The following is a 15,685-nucleotide window of genomic DNA, read 5'->3' as shown; positions in this document are numbered from 1 at the left end:
GGCGCGAGGTCAACTTGAGAAGTCCAGCCAGTCCGCGATCTTGTCAAGCTCCTGGCCGGGCAGCGCGAGGTAGGCGGCGCGGACGAGTTCCGGCCGCTCGCGCACGCTCCGCCACGGGCCGGCGATCGCGATGCCGGCCCAGAGGTCAACTTCCCGCGGGCCCGGCGGTGTCTCCGGCTCGGTGGCGCGCCTCATGCTGTTCAAACCTTGGACGTACGCGTGGACAGCAGTCCCCGCTGCGCCACGTAGCCAGGCGTCGTCTCCGAGCCGTTGGCGGCTTCCGGGCGGAAGACTTTGGTCACCGTCGCGGAGTAACCGGTGCACCAGGTCCAGCCGATCACTGCGTTCGAGGGCCCGCCCGGTGTGCCCGGCGCGCGGCGTCGCCGCCGGTGGACGGCCGTCCGGCCACGCCTCGGCCAGCGCCTCGGCGTCCACGGTCAGGTTGCGGAGCCGCCAGCGGACGCGGTGCTCGATGTTCGCGCCGCGGGCCAGGCGCTCGATCTCGGGGTCGACCTCGTCGGCCAGCCAGCCGGCGACCTCCGCCCGCAGAGCCCGGACGAACCGGGCGCCGGCCGGGGTCAGGAGTCCGGCCAGGGCGTCGGCCGACTCGGCGACCGCGGACCGCCACCGGGCGAACTCGAACTGGGCCAGGGCCTGCCCGGAGGCGGCCGCCTCGGTGCGCCAGAAGCGGGTCACGGCCAGGTAGGCGTACGCGCCGTGCAGCAGGCCGAACGGCGGGCGCGGGTCGTCCCGCCAGGGCGAGTAGGTCGGTTGGGCGCCGGGGAGGACCAGGTCGAACAGGGTTCGGGTGGCGTTCAGGAGGCTGTGCTGGGTCTCGTGCAGGAGACCGACGGCCAGCGCGGTCGCGTCGGCGGGGGTGGAGAGGGCCACGGCGCCGAAGGCCTCGGCCGAGGTGGCGCTCAGGCCGGCCGAGCCGGGGTCGGGCTCGATCGGGACGATCACCCGCAGGACGGCGGCGACGGTGGCGGCGGCCGGGCGGTGCCGGGTCGCCAGCAGGTGCCAGGCCTCGGCGAGGAGCCGCCGCCAGGTGTCGACTTCTTGGCCGGTCAGCTGTCGGGAAGGGGTCAGACCCAGCCGGGCGCGGAGCGGGTCGGTGTCCTCCAGGCGGACCCTCAGGGTGAGGCCGGCATCGGTGGTGGAGAGGTGGTGCGGGGACGGCTCAGTTGGCCCCGGCGGAGTGCTCCCGGCTCGGAGCGCGGTCAGCGTGGCCGACGTGTGCAGCGCTTTCATGGGGTCGGAGAGCGACGCGCTCCGAGGCGCCTCGGGGAGTGGCTCCGCGTACCAGATGGGTGTTTTTTTGGGGTTGATCTGGGTTACTTCGCGGAGCAGGAGCAAGTGCCGGCTGATCTGTGCTTTGTGCAGCTCGGCGATGGTTTCGGCGGAGGGACGACCGGCCGCGAGGGCGGCGAAGGCGGCGTCGCTGAGCCGGAAGGTGCGCACCTAGAGCGCCGAGTTGAAGCCGGCTATCGGCTCGGCCGGATCGTCCAGCTCGGCGGCGAGGCGGCGCAGGCAGTGGGCCAGGGCGGTGTCGCCGTCGTGCGAGGCCAGCTCCTCGAGGGACATGCCGGACACGTCGACCATCGGCGACTGCCACGCCGCGGCTTCCTTATCGGCCGTCCGGTCCACGACACCCCCTTTCCCCGCGAGTAGTGACAATCAATGTATTGCGGCAAGGCTACGGTGGTCGCCGGGGTGGGTGACGCCCGGGCGGAGCGGGCGGGTGGCGCCGCCGTTGTTGCGCGTCCGTGATCTCATAGGGACGCCAACAGCTGGAGAGTCGGCGACGGAGGACGAACTGTGCCGGGTGGAAATCCCGAGGAGCGGCTGGCCGAGGTGGCCGAGCAGGATGAGGGGGACGAGCGGGAGCGGCCGGCCGGGCCGGTCATGCCGGTGATCCCGTTCCCGACGTTCGAGAACGTGCCGACCCTGCCGCAGCAGTCGCCCGGCAACGGATACGAGAGTGGAAGGGACAGCCGTGCCCGCTGACGTTCCCCAGTTGCCCCGGCGTGGACCGGCGCCCCCGGTCGACCGGATGAGCAACGCCGAACTGGCGCGGATGGTCGAGGCCGAGCACCCGTATCGCGGGAAGGCGCTGTTCGAGCTCTCCGACCGGATCCCGCACGACGACGACGCGGCGACGAAGGTGGCGATGCTCAGCCGGCTGACCTCGTTGCGGCGCGCGCGGCTGTTCGACCGGGTCTCGCTGGCCTGGTCGGCGATCATCGCGCTGCTTGCGGCCGAGACGGAGCACTCCCGGGCGTCCGCCTACGAGGCGTTCGGCGCGCTGGAGCCGGAGGAGCAGCGGGACATGCTGGATTATCTGGAGGTCTCGGCGATCGAGGAGGCCCACCCGCGCATCGCGTGAGCGGGCCTCACGGCGGCCCTTTCGATGGTCAGACCTCTACGTGGACGTCCTTGCGGAAGGCGACCCGGTCGCGGACGGCCTTGGCGTCGGGCTTCGGCTCGGGGTAGAACCACACCGCGTCCGGCGCGATGTGTCCGTTCGACGAGAGCGTGTAGTAGGACGCCTTGCCCTTCCACGGGCAGACGGTGTGGGTCTCGGAGGGCAGCAACAGGTCTTCCCGCAGGGACGCGCGCGGGAAGTAGTAGTTGCCCTCGACAACCACGGTGTCGTCGCTCTCGGCGATAACTTCGTCGTTCCAGATGGCCTTCGGCATACGGTCGAAGGTAGCGCGGAACCCGACGGGCGTCCGATATGCGAACATTAATCGCTATCGTGGGTGAAACGTGGCGACTCCTACCCACATTGCCCCGTAGGTGTATGAAGATCTAGAGTCAACCGCCACGCCAGACCCCGACGAGAGTGGCCCGGTGAACCACCTGAGCACCCTTCCGACCACCGGCGAGCAGGCACGACACGCGCTGCTGCTGCTCGGCGCGCCCGCCAGTGCCCGGCTCGTGGCGGACGTGCACGCGGCGCTGTTCGACGGGGATCTGACGGTGGCGACGCTGGTGCGGGAGCGGGTGCCGGGCCTGTGTGCCGCCCTGACGGGTGATTTGAGCGCGGCGCCGGGGCTGGTGGCGCTGGCGGAATGGCCGCTTTCCCGCCGGATTGTCACGCCGGCCGCCCGGCGCGCCGACGAGTTGGCCATGATCGTGCGGGTCGCCGAGTTCGTGGCGATGTCCCCGGTCGCCGGGCGGGCCGCGGCCCGGCTGCTGCGGGAGTTGGCGCAGCGCGTACCGGATGGGGTGGAAGCTCTTGATCTTGCGGCGGCGGCGCGGGCGGCGTTGACCGCCGAGTCGTTGCGCGAGGCGGTCGAGGCCGAGGCCGAGTTGCGGGCGCAGGTGCTGGCGCGGGCGGCCGACCTCGACGAGCGGCAGCAGTTGTACGGCGTTCCGGTCGTGCCCCACCAGCGGGAGAAGGGGTGAACCAGCTGGATCGGCTGCGCGGCTCGACGCCGGCGAAACGGCACAACGCGCGCACGATCGCGGCGCTGACCGGGAACCCGGGGTGCTCGCGGCGGGCGGTGCTCGACGCGGCCGGGGTGGACAAGGTCGCGCTCGCCTCGCGGATCGGGTTTCCGGGGAACTTCGGGCAGTCGCGGTTCGCCCTGGCGCGGGGGAACGCCTTCGAGGCGATGCTCAAGGCGGACGACTGCGCGCTGTTGCGGTCGGTGCTCGACGTGGGCGTGGTCGGGTATCACGATCTCGGGGCCGACTCGGACGACACGCTGGGGGCGCGGCACGAGCGGACCCGGGGATTGCTCGCCTCGGCCACCTCGGCGTTGATCGACCATCCGCTGCTGACGCTCGAGGTCGGCGGGCAGACGGTGTTTCTCGAGCCGGATCTGATCGCGTTCCAGAGCGAGGGGCGGCTGCGGGTCGTCGAGATCAAGTCGTTCGCGATCGTGGACGGGCAGGCGGACTCGGCGGCGGTGTCGTCCGCGGCGGTGCAGGCTGCGGTCTACGTGCTGGCGCTGCGGGCGCTGCTCGGCGAGGATCGGGTCAGCCACGAGGTGGTGCTGGTCTGCCCGGCGAACTTCTCGCTGCAGCCGGTTGCGGTGGTTTTGGACGTACGGAAGCAGCTGTCCACGCTGCGGCGGCAGTTGTCGCGATTGTCGTCGGTTTCTTCGCTTATCAGTTCCTTCCCCCCTTCGGTGTCTTTTGACCTAGCGCTCTCCCCGTCGACCCTGATCGAGTCGCTGTCGCTGGTCGATGCCCGATATGCTCCCGAGTGCCTGTCGTCCTGCGAAATGTCGGTATATTGTCGGGAAGAGGCTTCGGGAGCCACGGCGGCGTTGGGGCGGTCGGTGCGAGAGTCGCTGGGCGGCATCGAGGAGGTCTCGGTGGCGCTCGATCTGGCGCGTGGGGCGGTCGCGCCCGCGCCGGATCAGGCGGAGGCGGCCGCGCTGCTGCGGCAGGCGGCTCGCTTGCGGGCCGAGGCGCTTTCTTGAGTACGCTCGTCGCGCTCGCCCGGGCACAGGCCTTCGAGGCCGGACGGGCGCAGCCGATCGCCACGGTTCGTCACCTGCATGTGCACGACCGGCCGTTCGTCCTGATTCCGCTGGCCATGGCCGGGGAGGCCAACGCCCCGCTCGCCGCCATGGTGGGAACCGTCGCCTCCGAGCCGCGGCTGCTCGTCGTCTCGCAGCCGCGCAACCGCGATGAGCGGTTCGCCTTCGCCGCCGAGCTGGCCGGGCAACTGGTGCCGTACCTGGAGTCGTTCGCCGGCGAGACCGAGGCGGTGCCGGTCGACCGGGGGCGGGACGTGCGGTACCGCTTCGTCGACGCGCCCCAGGTCTGGGTGCCGAACTCCGGCGGCGTCGACTTCCTGCGCCTCCTCGGCCGGTCGACCCGGTTCCGGCGGGTCGACGGCGACTATCCGGTGCCGCCGTCGGTGCCGCTGCTGGGCCGGTGGCTGACGTTTCTGGCCGGGTCGGCCGAGATGCCGGGGTCGGCGCTGTTCCCGACCACGGTGCAGGCGCTGATGCTGCACTGGGCGACCGGGCAGAGCGGGGCTGAGGACAACCACCTGGGGTCGCTGCTGGCGTGGATCGAATCGGGCGCGGAGGCGGCCCGCGAGGCCGAGCGGGGACCGGTCGCCGGGCCGGCCACCGACCCGGACTTCGACAACCACGTGCTGACGCCGCTGATCGCCGACGCCGATCCCGGGCTGCCGAAAGTGCTGCACGACCTGCTGCTGCCCACCTGGGCGGGGATGTGGCGGGCGCTCGATCTGCTGCGCGGGCTGCCGCCGGGCGCTCGGGTGGCGTCGCGCTGGGATGGGGATCGGGACGCTTATTCGGCGTACGTCCAGCACCTGGCCGAGGACGGCGCGCCGCAGCCCCGCCGGGACGGCGCGGTGGCCGCGGCCGCGCGTTTGCAGCGGCTGGAGAACGCGGCGGCCCGCTACGCGGTGCAGCGCGCCTTCGACGATCCGCTGGTGATGGCCGAGTACCGGCTGGCCGGGGCGGCCTTCGGCGGCGTGGTCACGCTGGCCGCGCCGGACCGCGTCGACGACACCGGGAAGCGGCCCGTCCTCCGCCCCCGGATCATGGTCGCCACCACCGAGACGGTCCGGGTCGAGGCGGGCGCCACGTTGACGTCGCCGGCCCGCCCGGCGCAGAAGGCGAAGGTCATCTCGGTGACGGCCACCGCGACCGGCTACGACGTGCTGCTGGAACTCTCCGGCGGGATGGGCCGCAAGCTGGTGGCCGAGCCCGGCAGCGTCCCGTCGGTGGGCGAGACGTTGCTGCTCACCACCCTGAGCGAGGCGTACCGGCCGGGCGCGGCCTTCCCCGAGCCCGCCGATACACCGTGGACGCACGGCGGCCCGCCTACCGAACCTTGATGACCAGCAGCGCTACGTCGTCGTCCCGGCGGGTGGCGGTGTTGAGCAGGAGCGTGCACAGGTCGTCGGTGGGAAGCGCGGCCTTCCCCTGAATCGCCTCGCGGATGCGGCGGATCCCCTCGTCGATGAGCTGCGCGGGGTTCTCGACCAGGCCGTCGGTGTAGAGCATCAGCGTCGAGCCGGGGGTGAGGCGGCGGCGGTAGGTGCTGCGCTCGTCGCGCGGGACCAGGCCGAGCAGCGGCTCGGGTGCCTCCCACCAGACCTCGACCTCGCCGTCCGGGCGCAGCAGCACCGGCGGGGGATGGCCGGCGTTGGCGAAGGTCAGCTCGTAGCCGTCGCCGTCGCGGCGCAGCCGGGCCAGCACGGCGGTCGCGGCGGCGGGCATGCCGAGCCCGTGCAGCGCGCGGTCGAGCTGGGCGAGCAGCGGGCCCGGCTCGTCGTCGCGGCCGTAGGCGTCGCCGCGGACCAGGTTGCGGACCTGGCCCATGGTGGCGGCGGCCTCGATGTCGTGGCCGGAGACGTCGCCGACCGCGAGCATGACGCTGCCGTCCGGCTGGACGAACGCGTCGTACCAGTCGCCGCCGACCGCGGCGCCGATCTGCGCCGGGAGATACCGGGCGTGCAGCTCGACGCCCGGAATCTCCGGCAACTCGGGCAGCATGCTGTGCTGCAGCACCTCGGCGACGTGGCGCTGCCGGCCATAGAGCCGGCTGTTGTCGACCGCGAGCCCGGCGCGGCGGCCGATCTCCACGGCGGTGCGCTCCTCGGCCTCGCCGAACGTGCCCCGGCCCGCGCCGTTGACCAGGATCACCACGCCGACGATGCGCCGGCCGACCGGCGCGGTGATCGGGGCGACCAGATAGGAGCCCAGGCCGATCCGCTCGGCGATCTCGACGATCTCGCCGGGCAGCACCCGGGCGCGCAGCGCAGCCGGGTCGGCCGTCTCCGCCCGGATCGGCAGCGCGCCGCGTTGCACGGCCGCGACCAGGGATTTCATCTCTCGGGGTGCCGCGGCCGCGAGCTGGGCGAGGCGTTTCGCCGGTTCTGCGTACGCCGGGTCGTGGTGGGCCGCCGACACGTGCCGGACGGTGCCCGACGGTTCGGCCAGCGCGACGACGCACCAGTCGGCCAGCCGCCCGGCGACCGTCCGCCCCAGCCGGCCGAGCGCCTCGTCGATGTCCATCGTGGCGGTCAGCGTCTCGGACAGCTCGCCGAGCAGGGTGAGCTGGTCGTGCGCCGACTCCGCGGCCCGGCGCGCCTCGTCGGCGATCTCCCGCGCTATCCGCAGCCGCAGCTCGGAGGAGCAGATCTCGCCGAGCTCGGCCAGCAGCGCGAGCTCGCTGCGCGTCCACTCGCGGGACTCCCGGTCCATCACCGCCAGGGTGCCGAGCACGTGACCCTCCGCGTCGGTCAGCGGCACGCCGGCGAAGGCGACCGCGCCGAGCTCGTGCACCGCGGGGTTGTCCCGCATCCGCGGATCCACCCGGGTGTCCGAGACGACCAGCGGCCGCCCGTCCTCGACCACGTGCCGGCTGAGCGAGTGACTGAGCGGCATCTCCCGGGACTTGGCCAGCGGCTCGGGCAGGCCCACCTGACCCGGCAGGAACTGCCGATCGGCCCCGAGCACGGTCACCACCGCGGCCGGCGTCTCGATCAGCCGCTCGACCAGCACGGCAATGCGGTCGAAGGCGGCATCGGGCCGCGCGCCCACCCCAAGTCGCCGAACCGCCCGCAGACGTTCCGGATGCGCGAGAACGCCTTCCGCTGTCCCGACCAAGTCTCCCCGCAGCACGTCGCCCCCCGGCCGCCCAGACCTGACAGGCTACCGGCCCGCGAACGTCGTATCGACCCTCCGTTCATCCCATCCAGGCCTTGCCAGCAGGCTTTTCGGGGTCGGGGTCAGCTTTCCGGCTCGAGGCCTTCCGGCTCGAGGCCTTCCGGCTCGGGGCCTTCCGGCTCGGGGCCTTCCGAGGCGTCAGCTTTGCGGGGCCGGGTCGGCTGCGGTGGTCACCTCGGCGAAGGCGGCCAGCGGCGCCCACCGCTTCGTCCACTCCTCACGCAGGTCGACGAAGGCCGCGTCGGCCAGGCCGAAGGTCGACACGGTCACCTCCATGCGCGCCGCCTCGTGCCGGTCGAGCGGGACCCGCCCGGCGACCACGATCAGGTGGCCCTCGGCGTTCACCGTCCAGGCGACCCGCGGACCGAAGCGTTCCCACCCGCCGTCGGCGAGGCTGAGGGCCTGCCGGCCGGTCGTCTCGCCGGTCAGGTACAGCGTGCGGCGGCGGCCGGTCGGGCGGGCGCTGAACAGATACCGCAGCTGGACCAGGAAGGCGCGCCAGCCCTCCTCGATCGCGTCGTACCGCTCGGGGCCGCCCGGACCCGTGCCCTCGCGGGAGACGCGTACCCGGGCGAGCTCGTCGCCGCCGCTCACCTCCAGGTAGGACCCGTCGGCCCAGCCCATCCGCTCGGGCGCCAGCAGGGTCGCCTCGTCGACGAAGATCTGCCGGATCTCGGCGGCCAGCCCGTCGTAGTCCCAGCCGAACCACTGATGCAGCACGGCGGGCTGGGTCACCGCCTCCCACACCTCGTCCCGGCCCGCGTCCACGGTGACGTGCACGTCGTACGGCTTCAGCCCGCGTTGATCGGTCATGCCCCCCATCATTGGGCTAAGCACCCGCTCACGCCACGTGGCGGCCGGCTTCGGGATCGATCGGTGACGGTGCCCGTGCAGCCGCACACGCGCCGGCCCACCCCGCAACCGATCGGCAGCCGTCGAACGACGCCCCGCGACGCCCGCTGACGCCCCGGTAGCGGCCACTTCAGGGTCGAGCGGCAGCTGTCGGGCAGCGCCTTTGCGGGGTCAGGCGGTGGCTGTCGGGCGGCTCTCGCACCGGGGTCGGGCGGAAGATGTCGGGCGGCGCTCCCTTCGAGAGTCGTTCGATGGCTGTCGGGCCGCGGGGTCGGACGGCGGCCGTCGAGCTGCTCGCTCCGGGGTCAGACGGCCGGGCCGTGACGCCGACGCCGCGCGGCGGCCGCAGCGGGGTCGAGCAGTGGTCGTCGGGTGGCGCGCGCATCGGGCGAGCGGCGGTCGTCGGGCGGCGCCCGCGTCGGGTGAGGGGTGGTTGTCGGGTGGCGCCCGCGTCGGGTGAGGGGTGGTTGTCGGCGGGTTGTGGTCAGGCCACGCGGCGGCCGGCTTCCGGGTCGATCGGTGACCGGCGGCCCGCGGTGAGGCCGGAGCGGATCGTGCGGCGGGTCTCGGCGCGGCCCAGCCCGCACCGCCGCGCGGCCGCGTCGAGTTCGCGGATGACGTCGCCCGGGTCGAGCAGGCCGGCGCCGACCAGCCGGCCGAGGGCGAACGCCGCCCGGTTGAGCGTGTCGTTGCGGGTGCCCACCGGCGCGGACGCCACCCGGTCGGACTCGGCCGTCAGCGCGGCCCGCCCGTACCGATCGGGGTGCGCGATCACCCGCGGCGGGGACCCCCGCCGCGCCGCGGGGGGCGGGGGCGGGCCCTCGATCAGGGCGCGGAGCGGGGCCGGGCCGACCGGCAGCGCGTCACCCGGACGGCGGACCCAGCGATACTCCCCGCCGCGGACGTGCCGGGACGGCGGGGCCACCACATAGCCGCCCGCGCCGCGCCAGTCGAGCCCGGGGAGCAGGCCCACCCGGTTGCCGAAGCCCATCGGGCGGAACCACAGGTGCCAGCCGCCGCCACCGGTCCGCACCCGGGGGCCGGGCGGCAGCTCGCCACCGAGGAGGTGGGTCAGGCCGTGCCAGCCCTCGGCCGAGTCGATATCGGCCACATCCATCGTGATGCCGGTGCGCAGCCCGACATTCGCCTCGGGCCAGCGGGACCACCACACGTCGATGAGCCGCGGGTCGGTGGTGGCCTCGGTGAGGCCGTGTCGCAGCCGGGGATGCTTGCCGGGCCGGTCGCATCGCACTCCTTTGTCGCAGGAACAGCCGCAGCTCGGGTCAGGCGTGTGCACCGGCAGGACCGGGATCCCGTGCCGGGCGTACGCCAACGCGGCTGTCAGCAACATTAGAACAAGCGTACGACAATTCAGTGGGCCGTCAGCGACTCCAGCACATGGGCGATATGGTGCGAAGTGCTCCAGGAGATCCAGCTCGCCGAGCTGCCGCCGCCGTGCGCCGTCCGGGCTCGCCGGGCGATCTCGGCGTCGCCCCAGGAGAAGCGCGCGCCCGTGGCCGGCCACTGCGGCGAGCGCACCAGCGTGCGGCACAGGTCGTGGCAGCGGTCGTCGCTGCGGGCGCCGCGGCGTGCCCAGCGGTAGATCCACCAGTCGTTCTCGGAGGTGTAGCGCAGGGTCGGCAGCTGGCGGTGCCGCTGCACGCCGAGCCGCCGCACCGGCGAGGTCACGCCGTAGTCCGAATAGCCCACGCCGGGCTCACCGAGCCGGCTCCACACCCGAGCGTCCAGCCGTCCGACCGAGACCGGCCGGTCGGTGGGCAGGTCGTCGAGGTTGGCCGGCATCGCGCCGGAGGCCACGCTCACCGACCGCCACGGCATCCCGCGCGCCCAGCGCAGCACCCGCCGGCACTGCTCCTCGACCACGTCGGCGTGCGCCACACAGGCGGTCTCGGCCAGGTCGATCAGCAGGTCGACCTCCTCGGCCTCCAGGCCCGCGCCCTGCAGCAGCCGCTCGGCCACGGCGTCGGCCTCCGCCGGATTCCCGGCGTCGACATGCGGCTGAAGCCGCAACACCGCACGACGCAGGTGCATCCGCGCGGCCAGGCCGTGGGCGGTCAGGCGACGATTGCCGTCGTACGCCCGGAGCACCGGAACCATCGTCACCCCGAGGTCGGCCAGCGACTCCGCCAGATCCAGCGCGGGCCTCCACAGCAGACCGCGTGGCTCGGGCACGGCGCTGAAGTCGATCGCGACCGCTCCCGCGCGCGGCGGCAACTGCCGGATCAGCGCCAGCAGGCCCGGCCCCGACTCCACCTCGAGAATCGGCATGACTCTCGACTCGTCGCCCGGCGCCAGATGGCTGAGCGCCGCCAGTTCGCCCCGTCGCGGCCGCAGGATCGGACGGTAGACGTCATCCCGCAGGGAACCCGCCGTCGTGAAGACCGCCATTTACCCAGAGTAGCGACTCGTGTCGGATTCGCGACAATCACGAGTGTAAATGAGCGAGTATTGCCTGATTTGCCTCCCAGCCGTCGGGGAACTTGACCGGCACGTTGAGGTGCACCGGCTCGGTGGACGGGTGCGCATCGAGCAGCTCGGCGATGCCCGCCCGGGCCACGATCACGCAGGCGTGCCGGTGCCGCGAGGTCAGCACGCACAGCCGACCGGACTCCAGGTGGAACGCGGTCGCGTCGCGCCGGCCGGACAGCGGATGCAGCACGATGGTCAGGTCGTACTCCCGGCCCTGCAGCCGGTTGGCCGTGTCGACCGTGACGCCGACCGCCTCGGGCGGGAGCAGCGCCCGGACAGCGGCGGCCTGGTCGCGGTGCGCCGCCCCGATCGCGACGCGGGCCGGTGTCAGCGGCTGCTCGCCGGCCTCCGAGTGGGCGACCGCCTGCCGGCTCAGCGCCCGGCCGGCCAGCGCCGCGCAGGCGGCCGCCGCTTCCGCATCGGTGCGGATCGTGAACCGGGGCGCGAGCTCGTGCAGCCCCCAGCCGGTCGCCGCCGCCCGGTCGAGCACCTCGTCGAGCGCCCAGCCGGTCGCGGCCCGGTCGAGCACCTGGTCGAGCGCCCGGTCGGCGGGGCCGGCCGCGGTCGGCGCCCCGAAGGTCAGCCGCCGATCGCCCGGCCCGGTGCCCGACCGGAACCCGGTGAACGGGTAGAAGGCCTCGGCCACCACCGACGCGGCCGAGTGCGGCAGCCGCCAGGACACCGGCAGGCGGTGCACCGGCAGGTCGGGATTGTGCCGGAGCAGCACGGCGACCGCGCTCTGCATCGGATCCCACGAGAGGCCGGTCCAGCGGTCGACCTCGACGGTGGAGAACGGGTCGAGCTGGCCCGGGTCGCCGACGAACAGCGCGCGCTCGAACCGCGGCGCGACCCGGAGCAGCGCATCCGACCGCATCTGGTACGCCTCGTCGACGATCGCCCAGGGCCAGCTGCCCTCGGTGACCGTCGCCCATTTCGCGGCCGTGCCGATGGTGATCGCCGGCGACCCGAGCTCGGCCACCTTGGCGCCGACCCGGCAGGCGGGATGGTCACGGACGCGGTCGGAGGGCTCGTAGTCGACCGCGGAGAGCCGGCCGACCCGCACCTCGGGCGAGCGCGCGCCGAGCCGCTCGATCAGGTCGTCGACCTGCTCGTTGGTCTGCGCGACGATCATCAGCGGCGACCCGGCGGCGGCCAGCTCGCCGGCCGCCCGCACCACCAGCGTGGACTTCCCGGCGCCCGGCGGCGAGTCGACCACGACCCCGCGATGGTCGCCGACGCGCAGCTCACGCAGCACGGCGTCGACGACGCGGGCCGCCTCGGCGGCCGGACTGACCGGCGGGGTCGCCATCACCGGGGCCGGCGGGTTCGCCATCATCGGGGCACCGTAGCGCGGGCCTCCGACACTTTCCGGCCGCCACGGCGCGGTCGGGTAATCAAGCGGCCGCCGCGGCGCGGTGGGGTCGTCCGGACGAGCCATCCCGCGGCCGCCGGGGATTTGCCAGGCGGGACTACCCTGTGTGTCGAACTCGTCACTCTGGATGGAGGGCGGCCATGCTCGACGGGCGAGACTTCGAAGCGGCCGAGCGGATGATCGACGACTGGCAGGCCGGCATCGACGAGCGGGCCGCGCGGGCCCGGGAGCTGTCGGCCCGGCTGTCCCGCCTCTCGGCCCGCGCGCGCAGCGACGACCGGCTGGTCACGGTCACCGTCGGCGCCGCCGGCGACCTGGTCGGGCTCGAGCTCGACGAGCGCACCCGGCAGCGGCCGGCCGCCGAGACGGCCCGCACGATCCTGAAGACGCTGCGGGCGGCGCAGGCCCGGCTCACCGCGGCGGTCGCCGACGCGACGGCCGAGACGGTGGGCGCCGACTCGCCGACCGGGCGCGCGGTGCTCGCGTCCTACGCCGGCCGGCTGGGTGGTGCGTGATGCTTCCGCAGGTGAGCGTCCGGCACCCCGACCTGATGACGCACGCCGCGACGGTCTCGGCCGTCGGCGACGAGGTGGCGACCGCGCAGGACGCCGGCCGAGTGGTACGCCCGGGCGCCGACGCGTACGGCAGATTGTGTTCGATGGTCCCGGCGATGCTCGCCGAGCTGCAGGATGTCATGGTCGACGGCCTCGGCTCGGCCGCCGACTCCCTGCACGACACCGCGGCGCTGCTGCGCGTCACCGCGGCGGGCTACGCGGCCACCGACCAGCGCCGGGCCGACGCCTTCGACAGCATCCGCGCCGGCGGCTGATCCCCGCGGCAAGTCCGATATGAGTAAACCGGCCCAAGCGGCAAATCCCGTGTCGGGTGGGTCCGTGCGGGGCTAGTGACGGATATCCGACAGCCGGGCGGTTCGGGGCTTGGCGGCGGACCGGCGGGGGATGCGCGCCTGGCGCGGGGGCCTCCGGCCAGAGTGGACCTTGGGGGCTCGAGGCCGGCCGTACGCAATCTTGGGGTTGGTCTGGTTGATGTTCCCCAGGTGCTGGTCGGGGCACTGATCGCCGTCACTGTGAGTGGATGTTTGCACAGTGGTCACCGCGTTGAAATATGACAGTGATTCACTGTGTAGGCACGTGGAATAGCGAGGCCGGCATGCAACTTGCACGTGCGGTTCGCCGTGCAAGTTGCATGTTTCGCAACGTCTCCACCTGCTGCTCCGTCGTCGTAGCCCAGTTTTGATCGTCGCGCGGTATTTCATTCATGAGCGTTTCTGCGATGTGGGAGGCGAACCCTTCCAGTCGATCACCGGAAGTGGAACTCTTCTAAGCCAGCAGTAACGCCCGCGACACGGACGGTGGTGGTAACGAATGCGCCCAGACGTTCTGGTCGGTCCGAGCGAGTGGGTGGTCGAGCAGTTCGGCGACAAGGTCGCCGGCGAACTGTGGACCCGGGTCCCCGAGGCGTTGAGCACCGCTATCGACCGGGAGGTCAACGCCCGTCCCGCTATGACGCAGACCCAGGAACGAGTGCTCGCGAATCCGCGATGGCCGCTCCCGTACGAGGAGCTCGTGCTGTTCCTCGGCGCGCTTCCGGGCGCCGAGATCATCAGTGTTCCCAAGTCGGTCTACCAGCTTGTCGTGATCAATGGGCACGTCGTCGTGCCGTGGTGCTACGGGCAGTCCGCCCAGGTGTCCATGCGGGACGCCGAGGTCGGGCGCTCGTTCGGCCGGCTCGCCCGGGAGTTGCTGCGCCGCTTCGGTCCGCCCTGGCGGCGGTCCCAGGCCGAGGCGCCCCTCCCGCTCGACGCCGTCGACGAGCGCGAGGTCGCCAAGATCTGCGCGGCCATCGCGAAGCTCGAGCCGAAGCCCGAGGTGGTCATCGCCGGTTTCGCCGGCGCGCCGCAGCTGGGACTGTTGCGGGCCTGCCTCGGTGAGATCAAGTCCACCGACAACGGGCACCTTCTCTGGAGCCACCTCGACGATCTGCCCCTCCCGCCGCCCGTGATCCCCCGGCCGCGCCGCATGCGGTTCCCCTGATCTCTTCTCGCGCTTTCCCTGGCCGCACGCAGCCCGCCACTGCGTGCGGCTGTTTTGTGTGGTGGGTGTGGGGAAAGCCAGGAGCCATGGATCGAGGAAGCAGCAAGCACGGCGCCCGCATCGACGACGAGATGAGCGACGAGGTCCGGGGCGAGGTACGCGGCAACCCGGGCGGGCGCGCCGAGGAGTGGCACCTGGCCGAGCCGTCCGGCGAGGACCAGCCGGATACCACCGAGTTCCTGGACGTCGACGAGTCCGAGCAGTTCAGCCGTTTCGGGCGGTATATCGGGCGGTCGGCGCTGCCCGGGGACCGGGAGGCGCTCAAGCGCAGCGCCGAGGCCCTGCACGCGCCGGATGACGTGCTCGACGACCTCGACCGGTTGCCGGCCGGAACGGTCTTCGACAATCTCGCCGAGGCCTGGACGGCCTTGGGCCGCCGGTGACGGTGTCGTATGTGGTGACCGGTGGCGGTCGCGGGATCGGCCGGGCGATCGTCGAGCGGCTCGCCGGGCAGGACGACGTGGTCGCGGTCGTCGAGCACGACCCCGGCGCGCTGGCCTGGCTCGACGGGCACCCGGCCGCCGACCGGCTGCTGCCCGTCGTCGGCGACGCCGCGGACGACCAGGTCGCGAGCCGGGCGGCCGGCCGGGCGGCAGCCGTCGCGCCGCTGCGGGGGTGGGTCAACAACGCGGCGATCTTCCGGGACGCCTGGCTGCACGAGACGCCGGCCCGGGAGGTGCTCGGGCTGATCGGCCGCAACCTCGACCCGGTCGTGGTCGGCTGCGCCGCGGCCGTCCGGCATTTCCTGAGCGAGGGCGCGGCGGGCGCGATCGTCAACGTCTCGTCGCATCAGGCCCAGCGGGCGGTCCGGGGCGCCTTCGCCTACGCGACGGCGAAGGCGGCGATCGAGGGCGTGACTCGCGCGCTTGCCGTGGATTACGGACCTTCGGGCGTACGAGTGAATGCCGTCGCCCTGGGTTCGATCGCCACCGACCGGTCGGACGCCTACCTCGCGTCGCTGGCCGACGACGCGAGGGCCGGCTTCGCGCAGGAGATCCGCCGGTTGCAGCCTCTGGGCCGGCTGGGCCGCCCGGCCGAGGTGGCCGACGTGGTGGCGTTCCTGCTGTCCGCATCGGCCGCCTTCGTGACCGGCGCCGTCATCCCGATCGACGGCGGGCGATCGGCCGTGGGACGCGACCCGGAAGAGGCGTGACCGGGAACCGGAAAAGTCGCGAAATGGCATGTCG

18 protein-coding genes are annotated in these 15,685 nt (G+C 73.1%); 10 read left to right on the top strand and 8 right to left on the bottom strand.

Annotated elements, in window-relative coordinates; all coding sequences use genetic code 11:
• Window positions 1–9: 9 nt before the first annotated feature.
• A complete protein-coding gene (locus tag IH26_RS0104835; protein WP_030434879.1) occupies window positions 10–1,461 on the bottom strand; it encodes an aKG-HExxH-type peptide beta-hydroxylase in 1,452 nt (483 codons plus the stop codon).
• Complete coding sequence (gene fxsA, locus IH26_RS0104830; protein ID WP_030434878.1) at window positions 1,462–1,647, bottom strand: FxSxx-COOH cyclophane-containing RiPP peptide; 186 nt, start codon at window positions 1,645–1,647, stop codon at window positions 1,462–1,464.
• A gap of 171 nt (window positions 1,648–1,818) precedes the next feature.
• Between fxsA and IH26_RS0104825 the strand changes: the two genes are divergently transcribed.
• Window positions 1,819–2,007 carry a hypothetical protein gene (locus IH26_RS0104825; RefSeq protein ID WP_030434877.1) on the top strand — a complete coding sequence of 63 codons (189 nt, stop codon included), beginning with the start codon at window positions 1,819–1,821 and terminating at the stop codon, window positions 2,005–2,007.
• The gene (locus tag IH26_RS0104820) at window positions 1,997–2,386 is read left to right on the top strand and encodes a hypothetical protein (RefSeq protein WP_245664913.1); all 390 of its coding nucleotides are present in this window, start codon (window positions 1,997–1,999) and stop codon (window positions 2,384–2,386) included. The genes IH26_RS0104825 and IH26_RS0104820 overlap by 11 nt, the downstream gene beginning before the upstream one ends.
• A 28-nt stretch (window positions 2,387–2,414) precedes the next feature.
• Here the strand turns inward: IH26_RS0104820 and IH26_RS0104815 are convergent, their stop codons facing one another.
• The gene (locus IH26_RS0104815) at window positions 2,415–2,699 is read right to left on the bottom strand and encodes a DUF427 domain-containing protein (protein WP_030434875.1); all 285 of its coding nucleotides are present in this window, start codon (window positions 2,697–2,699) and stop codon (window positions 2,415–2,417) included.
• 154 nt (window positions 2,700–2,853) lie between these two features.
• On the opposite strand from IH26_RS0104815, the gene IH26_RS55510 reads away from it, so the two are divergent.
• The 3 genes from IH26_RS55510 to IH26_RS0104800 are packed head-to-tail and all read left to right on the top strand — an operon-like array spanning window position 2,854 to window position 5,833.
• On the top strand, window positions 2,854–3,411 hold the full coding sequence (locus IH26_RS55510; protein ID WP_030434874.1) for a hypothetical protein: 558 nt from the start codon (window positions 2,854–2,856) through the stop codon (window positions 3,409–3,411).
• A complete protein-coding gene (locus IH26_RS0104805) occupies window positions 3,408–4,436 on the top strand; it encodes a hypothetical protein (protein WP_030434873.1) in 1,029 nt (342 codons plus the stop codon). The genes IH26_RS55510 and IH26_RS0104805 overlap by 4 nt, the downstream gene beginning before the upstream one ends.
• Window positions 4,433–5,833: a hypothetical protein gene (locus tag IH26_RS0104800; protein WP_030434872.1), complete on the top strand. Its 1,401-nt coding sequence runs from the start codon at window positions 4,433–4,435 to the stop codon at window positions 5,831–5,833. Before IH26_RS0104805 ends, IH26_RS0104800 begins: the two co-directional genes overlap by 4 nt.
• Here IH26_RS0104800 and IH26_RS0104795 read toward each other — a convergent pair.
• The 5 genes from IH26_RS0104795 to IH26_RS0104775 all read right to left on the bottom strand — a co-directional run bounded on the left by IH26_RS0104795 (window position 5,820) and on the right by IH26_RS0104775 (window position 12,348).
• The gene (locus tag IH26_RS0104795) at window positions 5,820–7,544 is read right to left on the bottom strand and encodes a SpoIIE family protein phosphatase (RefSeq protein WP_084598630.1); all 1,725 of its coding nucleotides are present in this window, start codon (window positions 7,542–7,544) and stop codon (window positions 5,820–5,822) included. The two genes, IH26_RS0104800 and IH26_RS0104795, sit on opposite strands and share 14 nt — an antisense overlap.
• A gap of 264 nt (window positions 7,545–7,808) precedes the next feature.
• Window positions 7,809–8,483, bottom strand: a complete 675-nt coding sequence (locus tag IH26_RS0104790) for a hypothetical protein (RefSeq protein WP_030434870.1) — start codon at window positions 8,481–8,483, stop codon at window positions 7,809–7,811.
• Window positions 8,484–9,006: 523 nt separating this feature from the next.
• Window positions 9,007–9,873, bottom strand: coding sequence for a bifunctional DNA primase/polymerase (locus tag IH26_RS0104785; RefSeq protein ID WP_034213762.1), 867 nt, complete (start codon window positions 9,871–9,873; stop codon window positions 9,007–9,009).
• 20 nt (window positions 9,874–9,893) lie between these two features.
• Window positions 9,894–10,931: a beta family protein gene (locus IH26_RS0104780; RefSeq protein WP_030434868.1), complete on the bottom strand. Its 1,038-nt coding sequence runs from the start codon at window positions 10,929–10,931 to the stop codon at window positions 9,894–9,896.
• A gap of 37 nt (window positions 10,932–10,968) precedes the next feature.
• Window positions 10,969–12,348 carry an AAA family ATPase gene (locus tag IH26_RS0104775; RefSeq protein WP_425394363.1) on the bottom strand — a complete coding sequence of 460 codons (1,380 nt, stop codon included), beginning with the start codon at window positions 12,346–12,348 and terminating at the stop codon, window positions 10,969–10,971.
• A gap of 176 nt (window positions 12,349–12,524) precedes the next feature.
• On the opposite strand from IH26_RS0104775, the gene IH26_RS0104770 reads away from it, so the two are divergent.
• From IH26_RS0104770 to IH26_RS0104750, 5 genes are all read left to right on the top strand, one after another.
• Complete coding sequence (locus tag IH26_RS0104770; protein WP_030434866.1) at window positions 12,525–12,899, top strand: YbaB/EbfC family nucleoid-associated protein; 375 nt, start codon at window positions 12,525–12,527, stop codon at window positions 12,897–12,899.
• Window positions 12,899–13,213, top strand: a complete 315-nt coding sequence (locus IH26_RS0104765) for a type VII secretion target (protein WP_030434865.1) — start codon at window positions 12,899–12,901, stop codon at window positions 13,211–13,213. The genes IH26_RS0104770 and IH26_RS0104765 overlap by 1 nt, the downstream gene beginning before the upstream one ends.
• Before the next feature lie 556 nt (window positions 13,214–13,769).
• Window positions 13,770–14,438: a hypothetical protein gene (locus IH26_RS0104760; protein ID WP_030434864.1), complete on the top strand. Its 669-nt coding sequence runs from the start codon at window positions 13,770–13,772 to the stop codon at window positions 14,436–14,438.
• A gap of 86 nt (window positions 14,439–14,524) precedes the next feature.
• Window positions 14,525–14,881: a DUF2795 domain-containing protein gene (locus tag IH26_RS0104755; protein WP_030434863.1), complete on the top strand. Its 357-nt coding sequence runs from the start codon at window positions 14,525–14,527 to the stop codon at window positions 14,879–14,881.
• Entirely contained in the window at window positions 14,878–15,651 is a 774-nt protein-coding gene (locus IH26_RS0104750) for an SDR family NAD(P)-dependent oxidoreductase (protein ID WP_157437057.1), read from the top strand. Before IH26_RS0104755 ends, IH26_RS0104750 begins: the two co-directional genes overlap by 4 nt.
• The last annotated feature ends 34 nt before the right edge of the window (window positions 15,652–15,685 follow it).

This window comes from Actinoplanes subtropicus (assembly GCF_000721705.1).
Lineage (GTDB): Bacteria > Actinomycetota > Actinomycetes > Mycobacteriales > Micromonosporaceae > Actinoplanes > Actinoplanes subtropicus.
The sequence above is the reverse complement of the archived record's forward strand: the minus strand, read 5'-3'. Positions and strand labels throughout refer to the sequence as shown.